The sequence below is a fragment of the Caminicella sporogenes DSM 14501 genome (assembly GCF_900142285.1).
GTDB classification, from domain to species: domain Bacteria; phylum Bacillota; class Clostridia; order Peptostreptococcales; family Caminicellaceae; genus Caminicella; species Caminicella sporogenes.
The window spans coordinates 64757-79882 of record NZ_FRAJ01000006.1 but is presented as its reverse complement, the minus strand read 5'-3'; the positions used below and the strand labels follow the sequence as shown (position 1 = coordinate 79882).

The window sequence follows — 15126 nt, the reverse complement described above, 5'->3', positions numbered from 1 at the left end:
AATTCCCCTTTACCCTTCTATTCTCTTTTATCATCTATTTGCATTATCTCTTTCCTTTCGCTACTATCAAATAATTTTTCTATATCTAATATAAATATCATTCTACTTCCCTTTTTTCCTACTCCTATAATATACTGAGAACTAATCTTTATTTCTTCAGGTGGTGGACTTATCTCTTTTTCTTCTAAAGTTAATACATGAGATACACTATCTACCAACAATCCAATAATTTTTGAACCTATTTTTACAATTACTATTCTCGTTTCTTTATCTATATCTCTATGCTCCATATGAAATTTTTTCCTTAAATTTAATATAGGTACAACATCTCCTCTTAAATTAATAATTCCATCTATATAATCAGGCGTCTTAGGTATTTTTGTAATCTTAATTTCTTTTAATCTGTTTATTTCATTTACTTTAAGTATATCTATAGCATACTCTTCACCACATAGACTAAATACTACATATTGATTTTCAGCCATTGTTTCCCCTCCTTGATTTATAAGAGGCATATCTAACTTGTAATTTATTTATCCGCTGCAGTAAATATAAAATCATTTAATAATCTATCATTTAAAACACTGCAGCGGATAAAATAAGTTAAAAATACTCTTTTTCTAAGATATTTTAAACCTATATACAACTTCTAAAAGTTTTTTCGCTTGTTCTGCTAAATTTTCTGCTGCAGCAGCAACTTCCTCACTTCCCGATGCAACTTCTTTAGTCATGACATTTATATTTTCAACTGTAGCTAATATTTCTTCACTTGACGCTGACTGTTCTTCAGCTACACCTGCTACTCCCTGTGATAAGTCATTTAACTTTTCTACAGCTTCTACTACTCCTTCAATAGATGCTACTTGTTCTTCAACTGATGTTGATACCCTCATTGAAAGTTCATTTACTTTTTGTACAGCTTCCATTATAGACTTACTTGCCTTTGCTTGTTCTTCTGCTTTTGCTGCTATTTCATTAATCAATTGATTGGTATTTTCTATAGCTTTAAATATCTTGTCTAATGCCATTCCCGTATTCTTCACCAAATTTACTCCATTTGCAACTTGTTTTACACCTTCATCAGTTGTATTAACTGCATTTTCTACTTCCTCTTGTATTTTCTTTATTAAAGCTGCTATATCTTTTGTGGCTTCTCCAGATTTTTCTGCTAAATCGCCTATTGCAGCAGCTACCACTGCAAATCCCTTCCCATGTTCTCCTGCTCTTGCTGCTTCTATTGATGCATTGAGAGCTAACAAATTAGTTTGTTCCGCTATGTCATCAATAACTTCTACTATATCTCCTATTTGCAGTGCTGCTTTTCCAAGCCCCTTAACAACCTCTCTTAAATCTTCCATTACTCTATTTACATTATCCATTTCGGCTATTGTATTATCCACTGCCTTTTTACCATCATTAGCTACCTTTACAGTATTTTCTGCCTCTCTACTAGCATCACTTGAATTGCTTGCTACAAGTTCTATAGAATCATTCATTTGCTGTAGTGAGTTTGTAACATCTACTATTGTTGTAACGGTTTCTTCGGTACTCTTTGCTACATCATCTGCTGTTTTTCCCAACTCCTGCATTAAATCGTTAATTTTATTTATATTATTTGCCATCTCATTAACATTAGATGCAGATTCACCTATCGCTCTACTCATTTCATTCATTGCATCTGTCAAATCTCCTATAGCTTCAGATTGATTTTGAGCTGAAGATGCCATCTCTTCTGATGCACTACTTGTTTCTTCTGATGAATTTCCTACTTGATTTGCTACATTTAACACTTCTTCTATTACTCTTCTTTGACCTTCAATCATGTTATTAAAACTATTTGCCAATTCTTCTATTTCATCTCCCGTACTTACCTTAGCCTTAACAGTCAAATCTCCTTTTTCCGCTTTAGACATTAAATCCATCAAATGTTTTATGGGATTTACTATAAATCTAGAAAAAATTAACGCTGCAAATATGATAACAATTACTGATATTCCAAATATAATTAATGTTTTATTTAACAATTTCTTTGTATTTGCTAAAACTTCTTTTTCATCTATTTCAGCTAAAATTGCCCAATTAACACCTTTAATATTTAGTGGTGCATATGCACTAAATACTTTAACTCCTCTATAATCTTTTATTATTTTATTGTTTGTTTTTCCTTCAATTGCTTCCTTAGCAGCAACAGTTTCAACTTTTAATTTTAAAATCGTACTTTGCTGTGAAAACCTAGAATCCGTTCTCATAAATAAATCCTGTCCAACAACATATGTTTCTCCGGTTTCTCCAAGTCCAGACCTTTCATGCATTATATTATCAATTTCATCTAGTGGTATTTGAAATACTACTACACCCTTAACTTCTCCTGTATTTTCATCTTTTATAGGCCCTGAAACAAAAGCAGCTGCTTCATTATTAACTTCATAATATTTAAAATCAGTAAGTGTTATATCATAAAGTCCTTTATTAAATGCTTCAGCAAGTGGTGTATCTTTATATTTCCCATTTATTAAATTTGTTCCAAAGTCTTGTTCTCTTGCCGCAGTATATACAACATCTCCCGATTTAGTTATTAAAAACAAATCATAATAACCATTTACTTCTTTATATTTTCTCAATTTTTCTCCAAATTCAGCTTCTACCCTTTTATACTCATCACTATTTATTCCCATTTTAAAAGCCTTTTCATAATTTTCTATTCCTCTTTTAACTAAATAATTATCTTTCAAGATTTTCATATCTGTAATTAAATCCGAAAAATATGTTTCAATTTGCATCTTTTTAATATCTCTTATAGAAATTAACTGTTCAAAAGCTCTCTCTTCTAAAGCTTTTTTAGCTTCTTTATAATTAAGATATGTTGAAATACTTAATGGCAATAAACTCAACAACAATATAACTATAAGTAATTTGGTGCTAAGTCTCATATTTTTCTTTCCCTTTTTCATAGATTATTTCCCCCTCTTTATCTGTTTTATTATTTACATAGTTTTTTTATGTATTTTTTTACTGCAAAGTCACCTCCCTATTAAAATATATTTCCATATTAAATTATGAAAAAACAAAAAAAAAAATCAGACTAAATATAATTGTCTGAATTCAAACTAAAATATTTAAATCAACAGATAATTTAATAAAAATATCAATTAATAAACTTTTATTCTATTACTTTATTGTTTTATGTATATTTATAAGCTTTTTTAATAATTTTTAAAAAGGATTTTGTAAAAAAAAGTCGAATTGTTTTTAGAAAATAATAAATAAAGTAGGAGGCCACTTATAATGAAATCATTCATTAAAACATTAAGAGCAAAACTTTTATTACTGCTCGTCTTAATTGCAATAATTCCAGTATCTATTGCTTCTTCAATTCTATACAATCAAAGTAAAAATAACTTAGATCATTTAATTTACAATGACTTAACTCACACCTGCTCTGTCGTAAATTACAAGCTTGAAAAAAAATCATTAGAAGCTCTATTCCTAGCAAAACTCTATTCAAACAAACCTGAAATTGTCAATGCTCTTAAAAATAAAGACCGCAATGCATTAAAAAAAATAATTGCACCTATTTTTCAACGATTAAAAGAAGAACATCACTTGCAAATACTCGAATTTGGTGATGATAAAGGAATTGTATTTTTAAGAGCTCATAGTTCTAAATTTGGAGATGACAAAAGCAACAATGAATCTATAAAACTAGCACTGAAAGGGCAGTCAATAAACGGATTTGAATTTGGAAAAAGTGGATTGGCAATTCGTGCCTTTGTTCCTATAAAAGACAATGGAAAAATTATTGGAACTCTACAAGTTGGATTTGAAGATGAATTTTTAACTGAAATTAGCAGTATTACACTTGGAGATATAAGTATCTATGCAAAAGACAAACTAATCAAAACTTCAAACAATGCTGAAAAGAAAAATATAGGTAAATCATTAAAAGACCCAAGTATCTTTGAAAAAGTCTCTAAAGGAGAAACTGTAAAAATTTTAGATAATAAAGGATATATAAAACTATACAATCCCATATGGAATCCTACAAAAACTAAAGTCATAGGTATGATAAATATCAATTATAATATTTCTTCTTCATTATCCTTGAAAAAAAATATTTTAATAACAACTTTTACAATTGTAATTGCATCATTTATTCTTGCATTAATAATAGCTCTAATATTCAGTAAAAATATTACTAATCCAATTAAATTAACAATTGAACATTTAAAACTCATTGCAACTGGAAATCTTACAAAAAATATTCCTAAAACATATCTCAATAGAAAAGATGAAATAGGCGATCTTTCCAGAGCTGTAGACATAATGCAAACAGACATAAGAAAACTGATTAATCAAGTAAATAATACTTCAAATGAATTAGCTTCTTCATCAGAAGAATTAACAACAATCACAAATGAAAATGTCAAAGCAACTAACCATGTTGCCTTAACTATACAAGAAGTATCAAGTGGTACTCAAAAACAAATGACAATATCTAAAGAAACTTCAGATTCTATGAAAGAAATGGCATTAAATATTCAAAAAATTGCTCAATCTTCAGCTATAGTAAAACAATCTGCACTCGAAGCATCAAAAGAAGCTGAACAAGGAAATGAATTTATACAAAAAGTCATAAATCAAATGGACTCCATAAATAAGTCTGTTTACGACTCATCATCAACAATAAAAGTACTAGACCAACATTCAAAAGAAATAGACCAAATATTAGAAGCTATCAATAACATTACTTCACAAATAAATCTACTTGCATTAAATGCTGCTATAGAAGCTGCACGTGCAGGAGAATATGGTAAAGGATTTGCTGTTGTAGCTGATGAAATAAGAAAATTAGCTGAACAGTCAGAAGAATCAACACATGAAATTTCAAATATAATAAAAGAAATACAAAAAAATACTAATTACTCTGTAAATTCAATGGAAAATGTAAATAATGAAGTACAAAAAGGAATGAAAATAACAAATGAAGCCGGTAAAGCATTTGCGAAAATTTTAGAAGCAATTCAAAATGTTGCAAAACAAATTCAAGAAGTTTCAACTACATCTGAACAAATGTCTACAAATTCAAAACAAATAGCTATTTCAGCAGAGCAAATATTTGATATAGCTAAAAATTCTGCTGCAAGTTTCCAAAATATAGCTGCTATTTCAGAAGAACAATTAGCTTCTATGGAAGAAATTGCTTCCTCTACAGATACTTTAAATAATATTGCACAAGAATTAAATGAACTAATAAGCAAATTTAAAGTATAAAAAACAAATATATTTTTAGATTTGTTTCTCTATCTCAAAGTAAAACTCGCCTACAAAGGCGAGTTTTACTTATTTATACATCAGCATTTTTAGTAAATCATTTTATCTAAAAAGTCCTCTTCTCTAATTGTTATTTTAAAATTTGTATTTTCCCTAAGCTCCTGTACTTTATCTAATATACTCTTACATAATTCTATTTCCTTTAATGATTTTGACTCTTTAATTTTGTCTATATTTTTTATTTGCGTATGGTCAAGCTCTAATTTTTGTAAATTTGAAAGTTTCTCTATGCCTTCCATGCTCTCAATTGTACAGCCACTTAAACTTAATTTTTCAAGTTCCTTTAATTCCCTTATAAAAGATAAATCCTTAAATTTTGACTTGTGTATTGATAATTCTTTTAATCTAGGAAAATTGTCTATAAAGCAGTCATTATTAATTTTAACATATGAAAGACTTAGCTTTTCTAAAGATTTTAAATTTTTAATTTTTTTTAATCTGCACAACTTATCATTACTTATATATAATTCCTTTAAATTATTTAACATACCTAAACGTTCTAAATTTTTAATTCCATTTGAATTAATATCTAATTCTTCTAAGTTTTTAAGATTTTCTATTCCCTGTAAGTCATATACGCAATTATCTTTCCAAATATATAATCTCTTTAACATTTGTAAATCAGATAATGTCAGTGGCTGTCCTTTTTCAAAATCATAAAAATTTTTTTCAAGTACTTCTTTTATACACCTTTCAAGTCCCCTGTCTTTAATTAATTCATCTTTTCTCAAATATGAATTTATAGATACTATCAATAAAATCATCAATATTACAGCAAATATTTTTTGCCATTTATATCTTGAAGCATCTTTAAATATATAATAAATAGTTAATGTCTCAAAATAAATTGCCAAAAACACATCAAATCTTAAAAAAATATATAATCCATTTAAAACAAAATTTAATATTATAATACCTATTAACAGCAATAACTCTTTTTTATAAATTCTTTTAAATAACAGATATTGTCCTCCATATATAAACCAATATAATAACACTACATTAATCCCATTTATAATATTAAACGGATATGCAATTAATGTTATTAATAAAGCTGACAAATATATAAGTATCTTTTTCTTATAAACCGACTTTTCCTCCATATCATATACCCTCTCTATTCACAATACTCCACTATCATTATACTCATCTTTTAATATGATAACATATAATCTCTCATATGTCATTTTTAACCATAATACAAATTGATTAAACAAATTAATCAAATGTTTTATACCATCTCCATTCGTAACTATATATTAAAATTTTCATATTATGTTAGTAAACACTTCTAAGGAGATGGTTACATTGTATATATGTCCTTTTTATTTTTTAAGACAAGAAAATAATAGTAATATCTTTATACTAGATTTTAAACAAGGAGATGTTAATGGCGATTTAGTAACAGATAATATATACTTAATAGGAGAAAAACCATATGGAGCAGAAAGTCCCTTTACTGAAAACATAACTTTATTAATTCAAGACGGAAAAACAAATATATTTTATAAAATCGCTTTAAAAGAAAATGCTGGATATAATCCAACAATTTTCTTAGGAGATTTTATTGGAAACAAAATAGATGACATCTTAATCAGTATAGATTCTGGTGGAAGCGGTGGATATGCTTCTTATTATATCTACTCATTTAAAAATAACACTCCTAAAAAAATATTTGACCATGAAAATTTCAATCATAACTATGAGGTAATATATAAAGATTATTATAAAGTTGAAATTAAAGAAAATAATACAAAAAAATATACTATAGACATTAAATATAAAGGCAAAGAATATTTATCTGAAATATACGATTCTAAAGGCAAACTTAAAAAACCTATTGAAGGATGGGTAAATGCACTTGGCGGACTATATCCTATAGATTTTCAAAGAGATGGGATTTATGAGTTGTATGCTGTTCAGCGAATAATAGGAAGATACAATGCTGATAACTTAGGATATGTTCAAACATCATTAAAATGGAACGGTAAAGATTTTGTACCTTTCTTCCAGACCATAGGAATACTAGGATAGAATGAACTCTATCCTAGAGGAACTAACAAAGGGACTGTTCTTTTATGCTATAACCTTTTTATTATTCTAAATCTATCTGTTAATCTCTTTATTTATCTTATTTATAAATTCTTAGCGCATGAGAACCGTCCCCTTATACTCACTCCTTGTGCGTCCCTTTATAAATATTTACTACCTTCTCTTACACTCAAAGGATTTAATTTATTTTGTAATATAAAATTTTTCACCCAACATTTATCTGTTTTTGAATATTCCCTTAATGCCCATCCAATAGCCTTGTTAATAAAAAATTCATCTGAATTAAGATTATCGAAAATAACCCGACTAAGTAATTCTAAATCTGTTTTATCTTTATACCTTAATTGAAATAATATAGCAGTTCTTGATAGCCAAATATTATCACTTTTACTCCATTTTAAAATAATTTCTTTTTTTCCTTCAGGATATTTTTGTAAAATATACCCTATTAATTTAGATGCTAGTAAATCAACAGTATCCCACCATGACTTTTTAGTAATCAACTTCTCTATTTGTACAATTTCTTTTTTTGAAAGTTTATTCCTTAAAGCAACTAATATATCTACAGCTAAGTATTGAAATTCCCTTTCTGGTAAATCCCAAAGCTTGAAAATTAAATCCCAATCTACTTCTTTTTTCTTTTTAGATTGTTTTATAAACTGTTTTTGTAATGCTGCTCTTTGAGGTTTTTTTATTCCTAAAAACGAAAATTTATTTTTCATATACGCTGCCATTTTCTTTGCTTCAGAATCATTTCTATTCTCATAAAACAGACTTATTATTTCTTCATACACAATTTACTTTCCCTCCTATCTATTTTTTCATACGCTGCTACCTCTACTATTCTCGATTATTCTTCATTTTACCTGCTATTAAAACATATTTATCTATTCATCTTGCTTCTCACAAAGTCACAAAGGGAAAGTTCTTTTGTGCTATAACCCTTTTATTATTCCAAATCTATCTGTTAATCTCTTTACTTATCTTATTTATAAATTCTTAGTACACGAGAACTGTCAACCTCTTTCCTATGAAGAGTTCTTTAATTTTTTATTTTATATCAATACAAAAAATTTTATCATCAATATAAATAAAAACACATTAATAGTTGTTGCTATAATAAAACTTAATTTTGTTTTTATTTTATAATATGGGTTTTTATTTCTTATACTTAAAAAACTAGAAATTTCCATTGATACTATAACAGTTATTATTACAATATGTGAATGAATTAGAAATTTATCAATAGGAAAAAATTTAAGAATGTAAGCCATTATAATATATATATTTATATATAAAAAAAGCATAGGGATAATCTTTAATTTTGAAATGTTTTTATTTTTTTCTTCTTTCATATAATCACCCCTAACTTCTTATAATAACTTTAACAAAGTTAAAGTAATAAAAGGACGGTTCTTTTGTGCTATAACTTTTTATATTCTAAATCTAATATCTGTTAATCTCTTTATTTATTTATAAATCTTTAGCACACGAGAACCGTCCCTTTGTGTCTATTATTTATGATACGGCTGTCCCTTATTTATCCTAAATCCTCTATAAATCTGTTCCATTAGTATTACTTTCATAAGCTGATGAGGAAATGTCATAGGAGAAAAAGATAATCTATAGTTTGCTCGTTTTAATACTTCTTTTGAAAGACCTAAAGAACCACCTATTACAAATGCTATATTACTTTTTCCTTGTATAGCTAAATTATCTAGTTTCTTGGCAAACTCTTCTGATGACAACATCTTACCTTGAATGTCAAGAGCTATCACATAGCTATCTTCTTTAATATTTTTAAGAATTCTTTCTCCTTCTCTATTTTTTACTAATTCTATTTCTGCATTACTCAAATTTTCCGGAGCTTTTTCATCACTTACTTCTATATATTTAAGTCTGCAATATCGACTAAGTCTTTTATCATATTCTTTAATGGCATCTTTAAGATATTTTTCTTTTATTTTTCCTACTGAAATTATAGATATATTCATTATTTCACCACTCTTTAAATATTTTACTTTTTATTTTCGTACATTATATAATCTACTTATTTTATCTCTATAAGTTAAATCTAAAAATATATCTCTACCAACTTTTATTTTTCTCTCTTCTACTATATTTTTTACTGTTTCATAAGCCAGTTCTGGAAAATTATTTTCTTTACTTAAATGTGCTAAAACTACATATGATACATTTCCTTTTTCAACAACTTGTGCTACAATTTTTCCAGCTGCTTCATTTGATAAATGTCCTTCTTCGCTGAGTATCCTTTTTTTTAAAAACCATGGATACTTTCCCATTTTTAAAGTTTCCACATCATGATTTGCCTCTATTACGAGTAAATCACTATCTTTTATTTCTTCTATAATTTCATCACTAACATATCCTAAATCTGTAGTAATACTTATTTTAGAATTATAGCCAATAAATGAAAAGCCTATAGGGTCTACTGCATCATGAGATATACTATAAGGTTTAATTTTTATATCTCCAATATAAAAAGGCTCATTATCCTTTAATATTTTTATATCCTTTCCATCAATTTTTCCTATTTTATTTTTGATAACTTCCCATGTTTTTTCTTTTATATAAAGAGGAATATCAAACTTTCTCATAAGTATTCCAACAGACTTTATATGGTCAATATGCTCATGAGTTACAAGAAGCCCATCTATATCTTTTCCTTCAATTCCTATATTTTGAAGAGCATTTATTATATATTTTCCTGTCAAACCAGCATCTATTAATAATTTCGTATCCTTACTTCCTATAAATTGACAGTTTCCACTGCTTCCACTTGCTAATGAACAAAATGTTAATGACATATATTTTCAACCTTTCCAACTAGCACATAGATATATAACTTAAATAGCCCCATAAAACTATAACTATTATATCAAAAAAAATAAAAGTGTCTAAAACACTTTTGTTAGCTTTATTATTCATAAGCAGTTATATAAATACATTTTTTATCTTTTAAACATATTCGCCAATAAGGCGAAGCATAAAAAGATTCCATTTCATACCACTTATCATCAATAAATGTATCAAATCCATATACATCAAGACAATATCCCAAACTTATATCGGTTATAATAGCTGTTTCCCCTTCAGGTATTATATCTCTAATTTTTTCTATTGCCATAAGTAAAGCCTTCGTAGACGGTATTACTCTTTTAGCATAAGATTTTGCTCCATCAGATATAAGCCATTTTTTAGTAAACTTAATTACACCTGTATTGTTTACTAGCACTTTCATTCCCAAACTAGTATTTTCTTGCTCATCATTATCCATATCATCTAAAAATCTACCATTATAAATTTGTTTATAAATAACTTCATATTCTCCATTATTTTTTATCTTTGTATCCCAATATTTTACATTGTCATTATAAAATCCATACTTCTTAATAAACTTATCTGCTATTTTTTTCGCTTCTTCTAAACTTATTGCCTTTACATTAGAAGTCATTAATTTTTTTTCATAAGTAAACAATTTATTGTTGCAAGATACTTCTATCATTTCATTCCTATCTGAATTAAAATACTTATTATCAGTTTGCTTATAATTACCTAAAATCTTTTTTGCTAAATTTCCTCCATTAAACCTTTCATACCTCACTTTTAAAATTGGTAAACTCGGTATTCTTTTAGGAACATTTGCTTTTACAATTATATCCCTTTCCTTTAATATTTTTTTGACATCTTCAATAGTTTCATCTTTAACACTATAAAAAAAATTTTCATTCAACTCTTTAAAAATATGATAAAAAAGAAAAATATTAGTTATAATAAAAGCTATTATTAAAATATTTTTAGCCTTAGTCCAATCCATCTATACACCTCTTTTATAGTGATGCAACATCTCACCACTATATACATCAAAGTAATAAACATTATTACCAAAAACAATCTTCCAAACAGGAATAAGTTTATCATCTTTACAATAATAAACCAATCCAATATCTTTCATAGTTTCCAATATTTGAATATCTTCTATTTCAACAACCAAATTATTATCTTTCATATAATCTTTTTTTATATAATCTATATTTTTAGCTAAAATCTCTGTTATTAAAGGTACTTTTTTATATCTATATTCCTTTTGCCCTGTTCTTTTTCTCTTTATAAATCTTTTATAATAAGTTACTTGATTTCCTATTACTTCTATCTCTATTGCCTTTTCTTCACCTATTTGAGGAATAAATATAGGTAATCCATTTAATCTATAATTAAAATAAAATCTGTACCCTTCTTTTTTATCTTTCTTTATCTTTTCACAATAAGATAAATATGCATTTTCAGCATTTATAGGCCAATCTAAATGCTCATTTATAAAAGCCACTGCTATTTTTAAAGTTTTTAAAAAATCTATTTTCCCTTTGACTCTTTGCTTATTAACTCTCTCAATATGTTCTAGTAATCCTTCAGCATTAATTTTAAGTGCTTTTTCTCCATAGCCATAAATATAAATTATACTTCCATCTTTCTCCTTTATCTCTTTAACAAAATTAAAATTTTCTCCAAAAAACTTGTTTGATAATGATTTTATCTGAACTCTATCTAATACATCTATTTCGTTTTTTATTTCAATAGTTGGGATAGCTATTTCTTCAAGATAAGGTATGAGGATATCTTTATTATCACTATTTATTGGAACATATTTTTTAAGAGGATAATATGATATATAATAATCTTCTTTATCTGCTATTTCTTCTATATTGTTAATTAAATTTCTTATTTCATAATTTAATTCTTTCCCTACAAATTTAAAATAAACATTTTTATTAGTATTGCCCATATATATATTTGTCTTTTCAGTTTCAACAGCTGGTATAAGCAAACTATTTATAGTACCTATATTCTTTTGAGAAATATTACTGTTTCCACTTAAAACTTTTATAAGAGATTCCCCAGGAATTTCACATCCAAAATCCATCTTAATCGATTTAAATTTATTCAAATTTTGCCAAGTATTTAAGTCCACAGACTCTACTTCATATCTTCGAGTAAAATATCCTTTTAATATATATTTAACTGTACTCCAAATCGATATTTTTTCTTTCTTAGAAATATCATTAATATTCCATGTTTCATAAGGTTCAGAAAAAAACACAGTATGACGTCCCCCGCCAAAGTTAATAGTAAAACTTCGAGGACTTAACACATCAGCAACATCAGTATCCAAGTTTTCAAAATTATAATTTTGATTATTAGAAATAGCTTCACCTAAAGGTAAAGCTATCCATAGCTGTTTTGTTAAAAAGACACTTATTACAAATAATAGTAATAATAAAACTGTCTTTAATTTTTCACTCATCATTCCATTTTCCCCCAGCTAATTTATTTGCCTAGCAGGAGGTCAGTAATACTCTTATCTGATAAATCTGGTAATTCCTTTTTTATTTTAAATTCAATTGTTTTAAAAGGTTCTTCCTCATCATCTTTTCTAAATTCTATTTTATAATCTCCGGGTTCAATATCTTTTAACTCTTTATTATAAGTATCAAATAATAAATCTTCTTTCTTTATATCTTCTTCCTCAAAAATTAATTCCTCATCATCTTCTAATTGTCTATAAACGCTTATTGTTACAGTAGAGTCTGTTAATATCTGAACAGAAATAAGCAAATCATCTTTTTCCTGTATTACTTCATCTAAAGGACTTATTTTAGGACTTATAAGATTAATAATTTCTTCTTTCAACTGTACAACTTCTTTATTATCTTCTACTTCTAATTTAACTTCTTTATTTTCATCTGTATTGGCATATATAATGGTACTAGAGGCGCTCAAAATTACTAACACCAGTGTACCTGTAACTATCTTTTTAATCATACCTAGTCCTCCCAGCATAGCACATAATAATTATTTAATTTCATTATATATAAATTATATTACAGTGGTGTTACACTGCATTTAAAATAGTATTACATGTTATCTTCTTTTAACGGAAGATGTATAGTTACCTCAGTACCCTTTCCAACCTCACTATCTATTTTTATAAGTCCATTATGAGCTTCTATGATTTCTTTTGCTATTGACAAACCCAAACCTGTTCCACCGAGTTCTCTTGACCTTGCTTTATCTACTCTATAAAATCTTTCAAATATTCTAGATAAATCTTCCTTTGGTATACCTATTCCTGTATCTTTTACTCTTATAATGGCTGTATTATCTTCTTTTTCAAGAAAAACTTCTACTTTTCCTCTTTCTTCAGTATATTTTATTGCATTACTGATTATATTCAAAATTACTTGTTCAATTCTATCATAATCAAAATATCCCTCTAAACTATCATACTTTGTAATAAATTCTAGTCTTTGTTTTTTATTTTTTACAGTCATATCTAATTTCATTATAGAATTATTAATCAATTTTACCAAATCATTCTTAGTTTTATTAAAAAATACTTTTTTGCTATCAAAATTTGATAATTGCAACAAGTCTCTTACTAACCTTGTCATTCTATCTGCTTCACTGTAAACTACACTTAAAAAGTTTTTTGCAATTTCTTTATTTTCCAGCGCACCATTTAAAAGTGTTTCTGTATAACTCTTAATACTAGTTAAAGGCGTTTTTAACTCATGAGATACATTAGCTACAAATTCTTTTCTCATGTTTTCCAATTTTTCCTGTTCTGTTATATCTTGAATAACTAAAACTAAACCGCCTTTTTCATTTTTTTCATTTTTATATGGAGCATAATTAACTTTATATATACTATCTTTTATTGATATTATTTCGCTCCCTATCCATTCATTATTATTTTGCATTATATGTTCAAGCGTTAAATTTCTATTAAATCTTCCAATCAAATCATCATAATTTTCTTTTAATATGTCTTCATCAAAAAAATTAAGCATACGCATGGCACTTGGATTTGCATGAATAATTTTACCATCTGTATTAACTGCTATCAGTCCATCAGCCATATAATTTAATATTGTTTCCATTTTACTTTTTTCACTCGAAATTTCACCAAGTGTCGTTTTAAGTTTGTCTGTTAAATAATTAAACATTTCTGCTAACTTTCCTATTTCATCATCTGACTTAACTTCAACTTTTTGGTCAAAATTTCCTTTAGCCATTTCAAGAGCCTTCTCTGTAACATCGTTTATAGGTTCTGTTATACTTCTTGCTATTAAAAAACCTAATAAAACCGTTATTGCCAAAGCTAACATTGTTGCTTGAGTTAAAATCCATTTTGATTGATTTAATGTATTATATATTTCTTGAAGATTATACCTTAAATAAAGTACACCTTTAACTTCTCCATTTTTAGAAATAGGAAAAACCATATTTTTAGATTGATTACCTGAAAATTTTATATCTTTATCTATTACTTTTCCTTTAAAACCTTCTATAATCAAATCATATTCCAGTTCATTTATTGCATTTTCACCTAAAAAATTATTATTATTAGTAGCAATTATTTTAAAACCACTTTTTGCATCTCCTATAATAAATATTTCTTCATTTACAAATCCTTGGGACCATTTATCTATTATGTTTTGAAGCTGTTCTGACATATAATCTAAATCTTTATTTTCAGTCATAATCAAATTATTTATATCTGGAAATATATAATCGGTCGCCATTCTATATAATTTTTCACTTACATTATTTAGATGATATTTTTCAAAATTTTGTATAATAAAAACTCCTATTATAGCCATTGCTATGAATACTAATCCGAAATATATAGTAATAAATTTCCACCTTATACTTTTTAACATT

The 15126-nt window shown here is 26.7% G+C and carries 13 protein-coding genes; 2 read left to right on the top strand and 11 right to left on the bottom strand.

Annotation, left to right across the window (positions count from 1 at the left end; translation table 11 throughout):
- Window positions 1-17: 17 nt before the first annotated feature.
- Both BUA90_RS04370 and BUA90_RS04365 read right to left on the bottom strand, forming a co-directional pair.
- Window positions 18-485 carry a chemotaxis protein CheW gene (locus BUA90_RS04370; protein ID WP_072966171.1) on the bottom strand — a complete coding sequence of 156 codons (468 nt, stop codon included), beginning with the start codon at window positions 483-485 and terminating at the stop codon, window positions 18-20.
- Between the two features lie 135 nt (window positions 486-620).
- The gene (locus BUA90_RS04365; RefSeq protein ID WP_072966170.1) at window positions 621-2951 is read right to left on the bottom strand and encodes a methyl-accepting chemotaxis protein; all 2331 of its coding nucleotides are present in this window, start codon (window positions 2949-2951) and stop codon (window positions 621-623) included.
- Window positions 2952-3285: 334 nt separating this feature from the next.
- Here BUA90_RS04365 and BUA90_RS04360 point away from each other — a divergent pair, with 334 nt between their 5' ends.
- Window positions 3286-5271: a methyl-accepting chemotaxis protein gene (locus BUA90_RS04360; RefSeq protein ID WP_072966169.1), complete on the top strand. Its 1986-nt coding sequence runs from the start codon at window positions 3286-3288 to the stop codon at window positions 5269-5271.
- 89 nt (window positions 5272-5360) lie between these two features.
- Here the strand turns inward: BUA90_RS04360 and BUA90_RS04355 are convergent, their stop codons facing one another.
- Window positions 5361-6434, bottom strand: coding sequence for a leucine-rich repeat domain-containing protein (locus BUA90_RS04355; RefSeq protein ID WP_072966168.1), 1074 nt, complete (start codon window positions 6432-6434; stop codon window positions 5361-5363).
- A 205-nt stretch (window positions 6435-6639) separates the two neighbouring features.
- Between BUA90_RS04355 and BUA90_RS04350 the strand changes: the two genes are divergently transcribed.
- A complete protein-coding gene (locus BUA90_RS04350) occupies window positions 6640-7365 on the top strand; it encodes a spore coat protein (protein ID WP_072966167.1) in 726 nt (241 codons plus the stop codon).
- A gap of 158 nt (window positions 7366-7523) precedes the next feature.
- On the opposite strand, the gene BUA90_RS04345 is transcribed toward BUA90_RS04350, so the two are convergent.
- The 8 genes from BUA90_RS04345 to BUA90_RS04310 form a co-directional block, all read right to left on the bottom strand.
- Window positions 7524-8177: a DNA alkylation repair protein gene (locus BUA90_RS04345; RefSeq protein ID WP_242945036.1), complete on the bottom strand. Its 654-nt coding sequence runs from the start codon at window positions 8175-8177 to the stop codon at window positions 7524-7526.
- A gap of 261 nt (window positions 8178-8438) precedes the next feature.
- A complete protein-coding gene (locus BUA90_RS04340) occupies window positions 8439-8738 on the bottom strand; it encodes a hypothetical protein (protein ID WP_072966166.1) in 300 nt (99 codons plus the stop codon).
- A 159-nt stretch (window positions 8739-8897) separates the two neighbouring features.
- Window positions 8898-9377 (bottom strand): 23S rRNA (pseudouridine(1915)-N(3))-methyltransferase RlmH, encoded by a 480-nt coding sequence (gene rlmH / locus BUA90_RS04335; RefSeq protein ID WP_072966165.1) that lies wholly within the window; start codon window positions 9375-9377, stop codon window positions 8898-8900.
- A 30-nt stretch (window positions 9378-9407) separates the two neighbouring features.
- Window positions 9408-10211: an MBL fold metallo-hydrolase gene (locus tag BUA90_RS04330; protein ID WP_072966164.1), complete on the bottom strand. Its 804-nt coding sequence runs from the start codon at window positions 10209-10211 to the stop codon at window positions 9408-9410.
- Between the two features lie 113 nt (window positions 10212-10324).
- Window positions 10325-11221 carry a two-component system regulatory protein YycI gene (gene yycI, locus BUA90_RS04325; RefSeq protein WP_072966163.1) on the bottom strand — a complete coding sequence of 299 codons (897 nt, stop codon included), beginning with the start codon at window positions 11219-11221 and terminating at the stop codon, window positions 10325-10327.
- On the bottom strand, window positions 11222-12709 hold the full coding sequence (locus BUA90_RS04320) for a hypothetical protein (protein ID WP_072966162.1): 1488 nt from the start codon (window positions 12707-12709) through the stop codon (window positions 11222-11224).
- Window positions 12710-12729: 20 nt separating this feature from the next.
- Entirely contained in the window at window positions 12730-13224 is a 495-nt protein-coding gene (locus tag BUA90_RS04315) for a hypothetical protein (RefSeq protein ID WP_072966161.1), read from the bottom strand.
- Window positions 13225-13316: 92 nt separating this feature from the next.
- Entirely contained in the window at window positions 13317-15125 is a 1809-nt protein-coding gene (locus BUA90_RS04310) for a sensor histidine kinase (RefSeq protein WP_072966160.1), read from the bottom strand.
- Window position 15126: the final 1 nt, after the last annotated feature.

What these genes read in the sequence shown, in the direction of transcription:
- BUA90_RS04370 (WP_072966171.1), bottom strand. Translation starts at nt 485, where the DNA reads ATGGCTGAAAATCAATATGTAGTATTTAGTCTATGTGGTGAAGAGTAT.
- BUA90_RS04365 (WP_072966170.1), bottom strand. Translation starts at nt 2,951, where the DNA reads ATGAAAAAGGGAAAGAAAAATATGAGACTTAGCACCAAATTACTTATA.
- BUA90_RS04360 (WP_072966169.1), top strand. Translation starts at nt 3,286, where the DNA reads ATGAAATCATTCATTAAAACATTAAGAGCAAAACTTTTATTACTGCTC.
- BUA90_RS04355 (WP_072966168.1), bottom strand. Translation starts at nt 6,434, where the DNA reads ATGGAGGAAAAGTCGGTTTATAAGAAAAAGATACTTATATATTTGTCA.
- BUA90_RS04340 (WP_072966166.1), bottom strand. Translation starts at nt 8,738, where the DNA reads ATGAAAGAAGAAAAAAATAAAAACATTTCAAAATTAAAGATTATCCCT.
- rlmH (WP_072966165.1), bottom strand. Translation starts at nt 9,377, where the DNA reads ATGAATATATCTATAATTTCAGTAGGAAAAATAAAAGAAAAATATCTT.
- BUA90_RS04330 (WP_072966164.1), bottom strand. Translation starts at nt 10,211, where the DNA reads ATGTCATTAACATTTTGTTCATTAGCAAGTGGAAGCAGTGGAAACTGT.
- yycI (WP_072966163.1), bottom strand. Translation starts at nt 11,221, where the DNA reads ATGGATTGGACTAAGGCTAAAAATATTTTAATAATAGCTTTTATTATA.
- BUA90_RS04320 (WP_072966162.1), bottom strand. Translation starts at nt 12,709, where the DNA reads ATGATGAGTGAAAAATTAAAGACAGTTTTATTATTACTATTATTTGTA.
- BUA90_RS04315 (WP_072966161.1), bottom strand. Translation starts at nt 13,224, where the DNA reads ATGATTAAAAAGATAGTTACAGGTACACTGGTGTTAGTAATTTTGAGC.
- BUA90_RS04310 (WP_072966160.1), bottom strand. Translation starts at nt 15,125, where the DNA reads ATGTTAAAAAGTATAAGGTGGAAATTTATTACTATATATTTCGGATTA.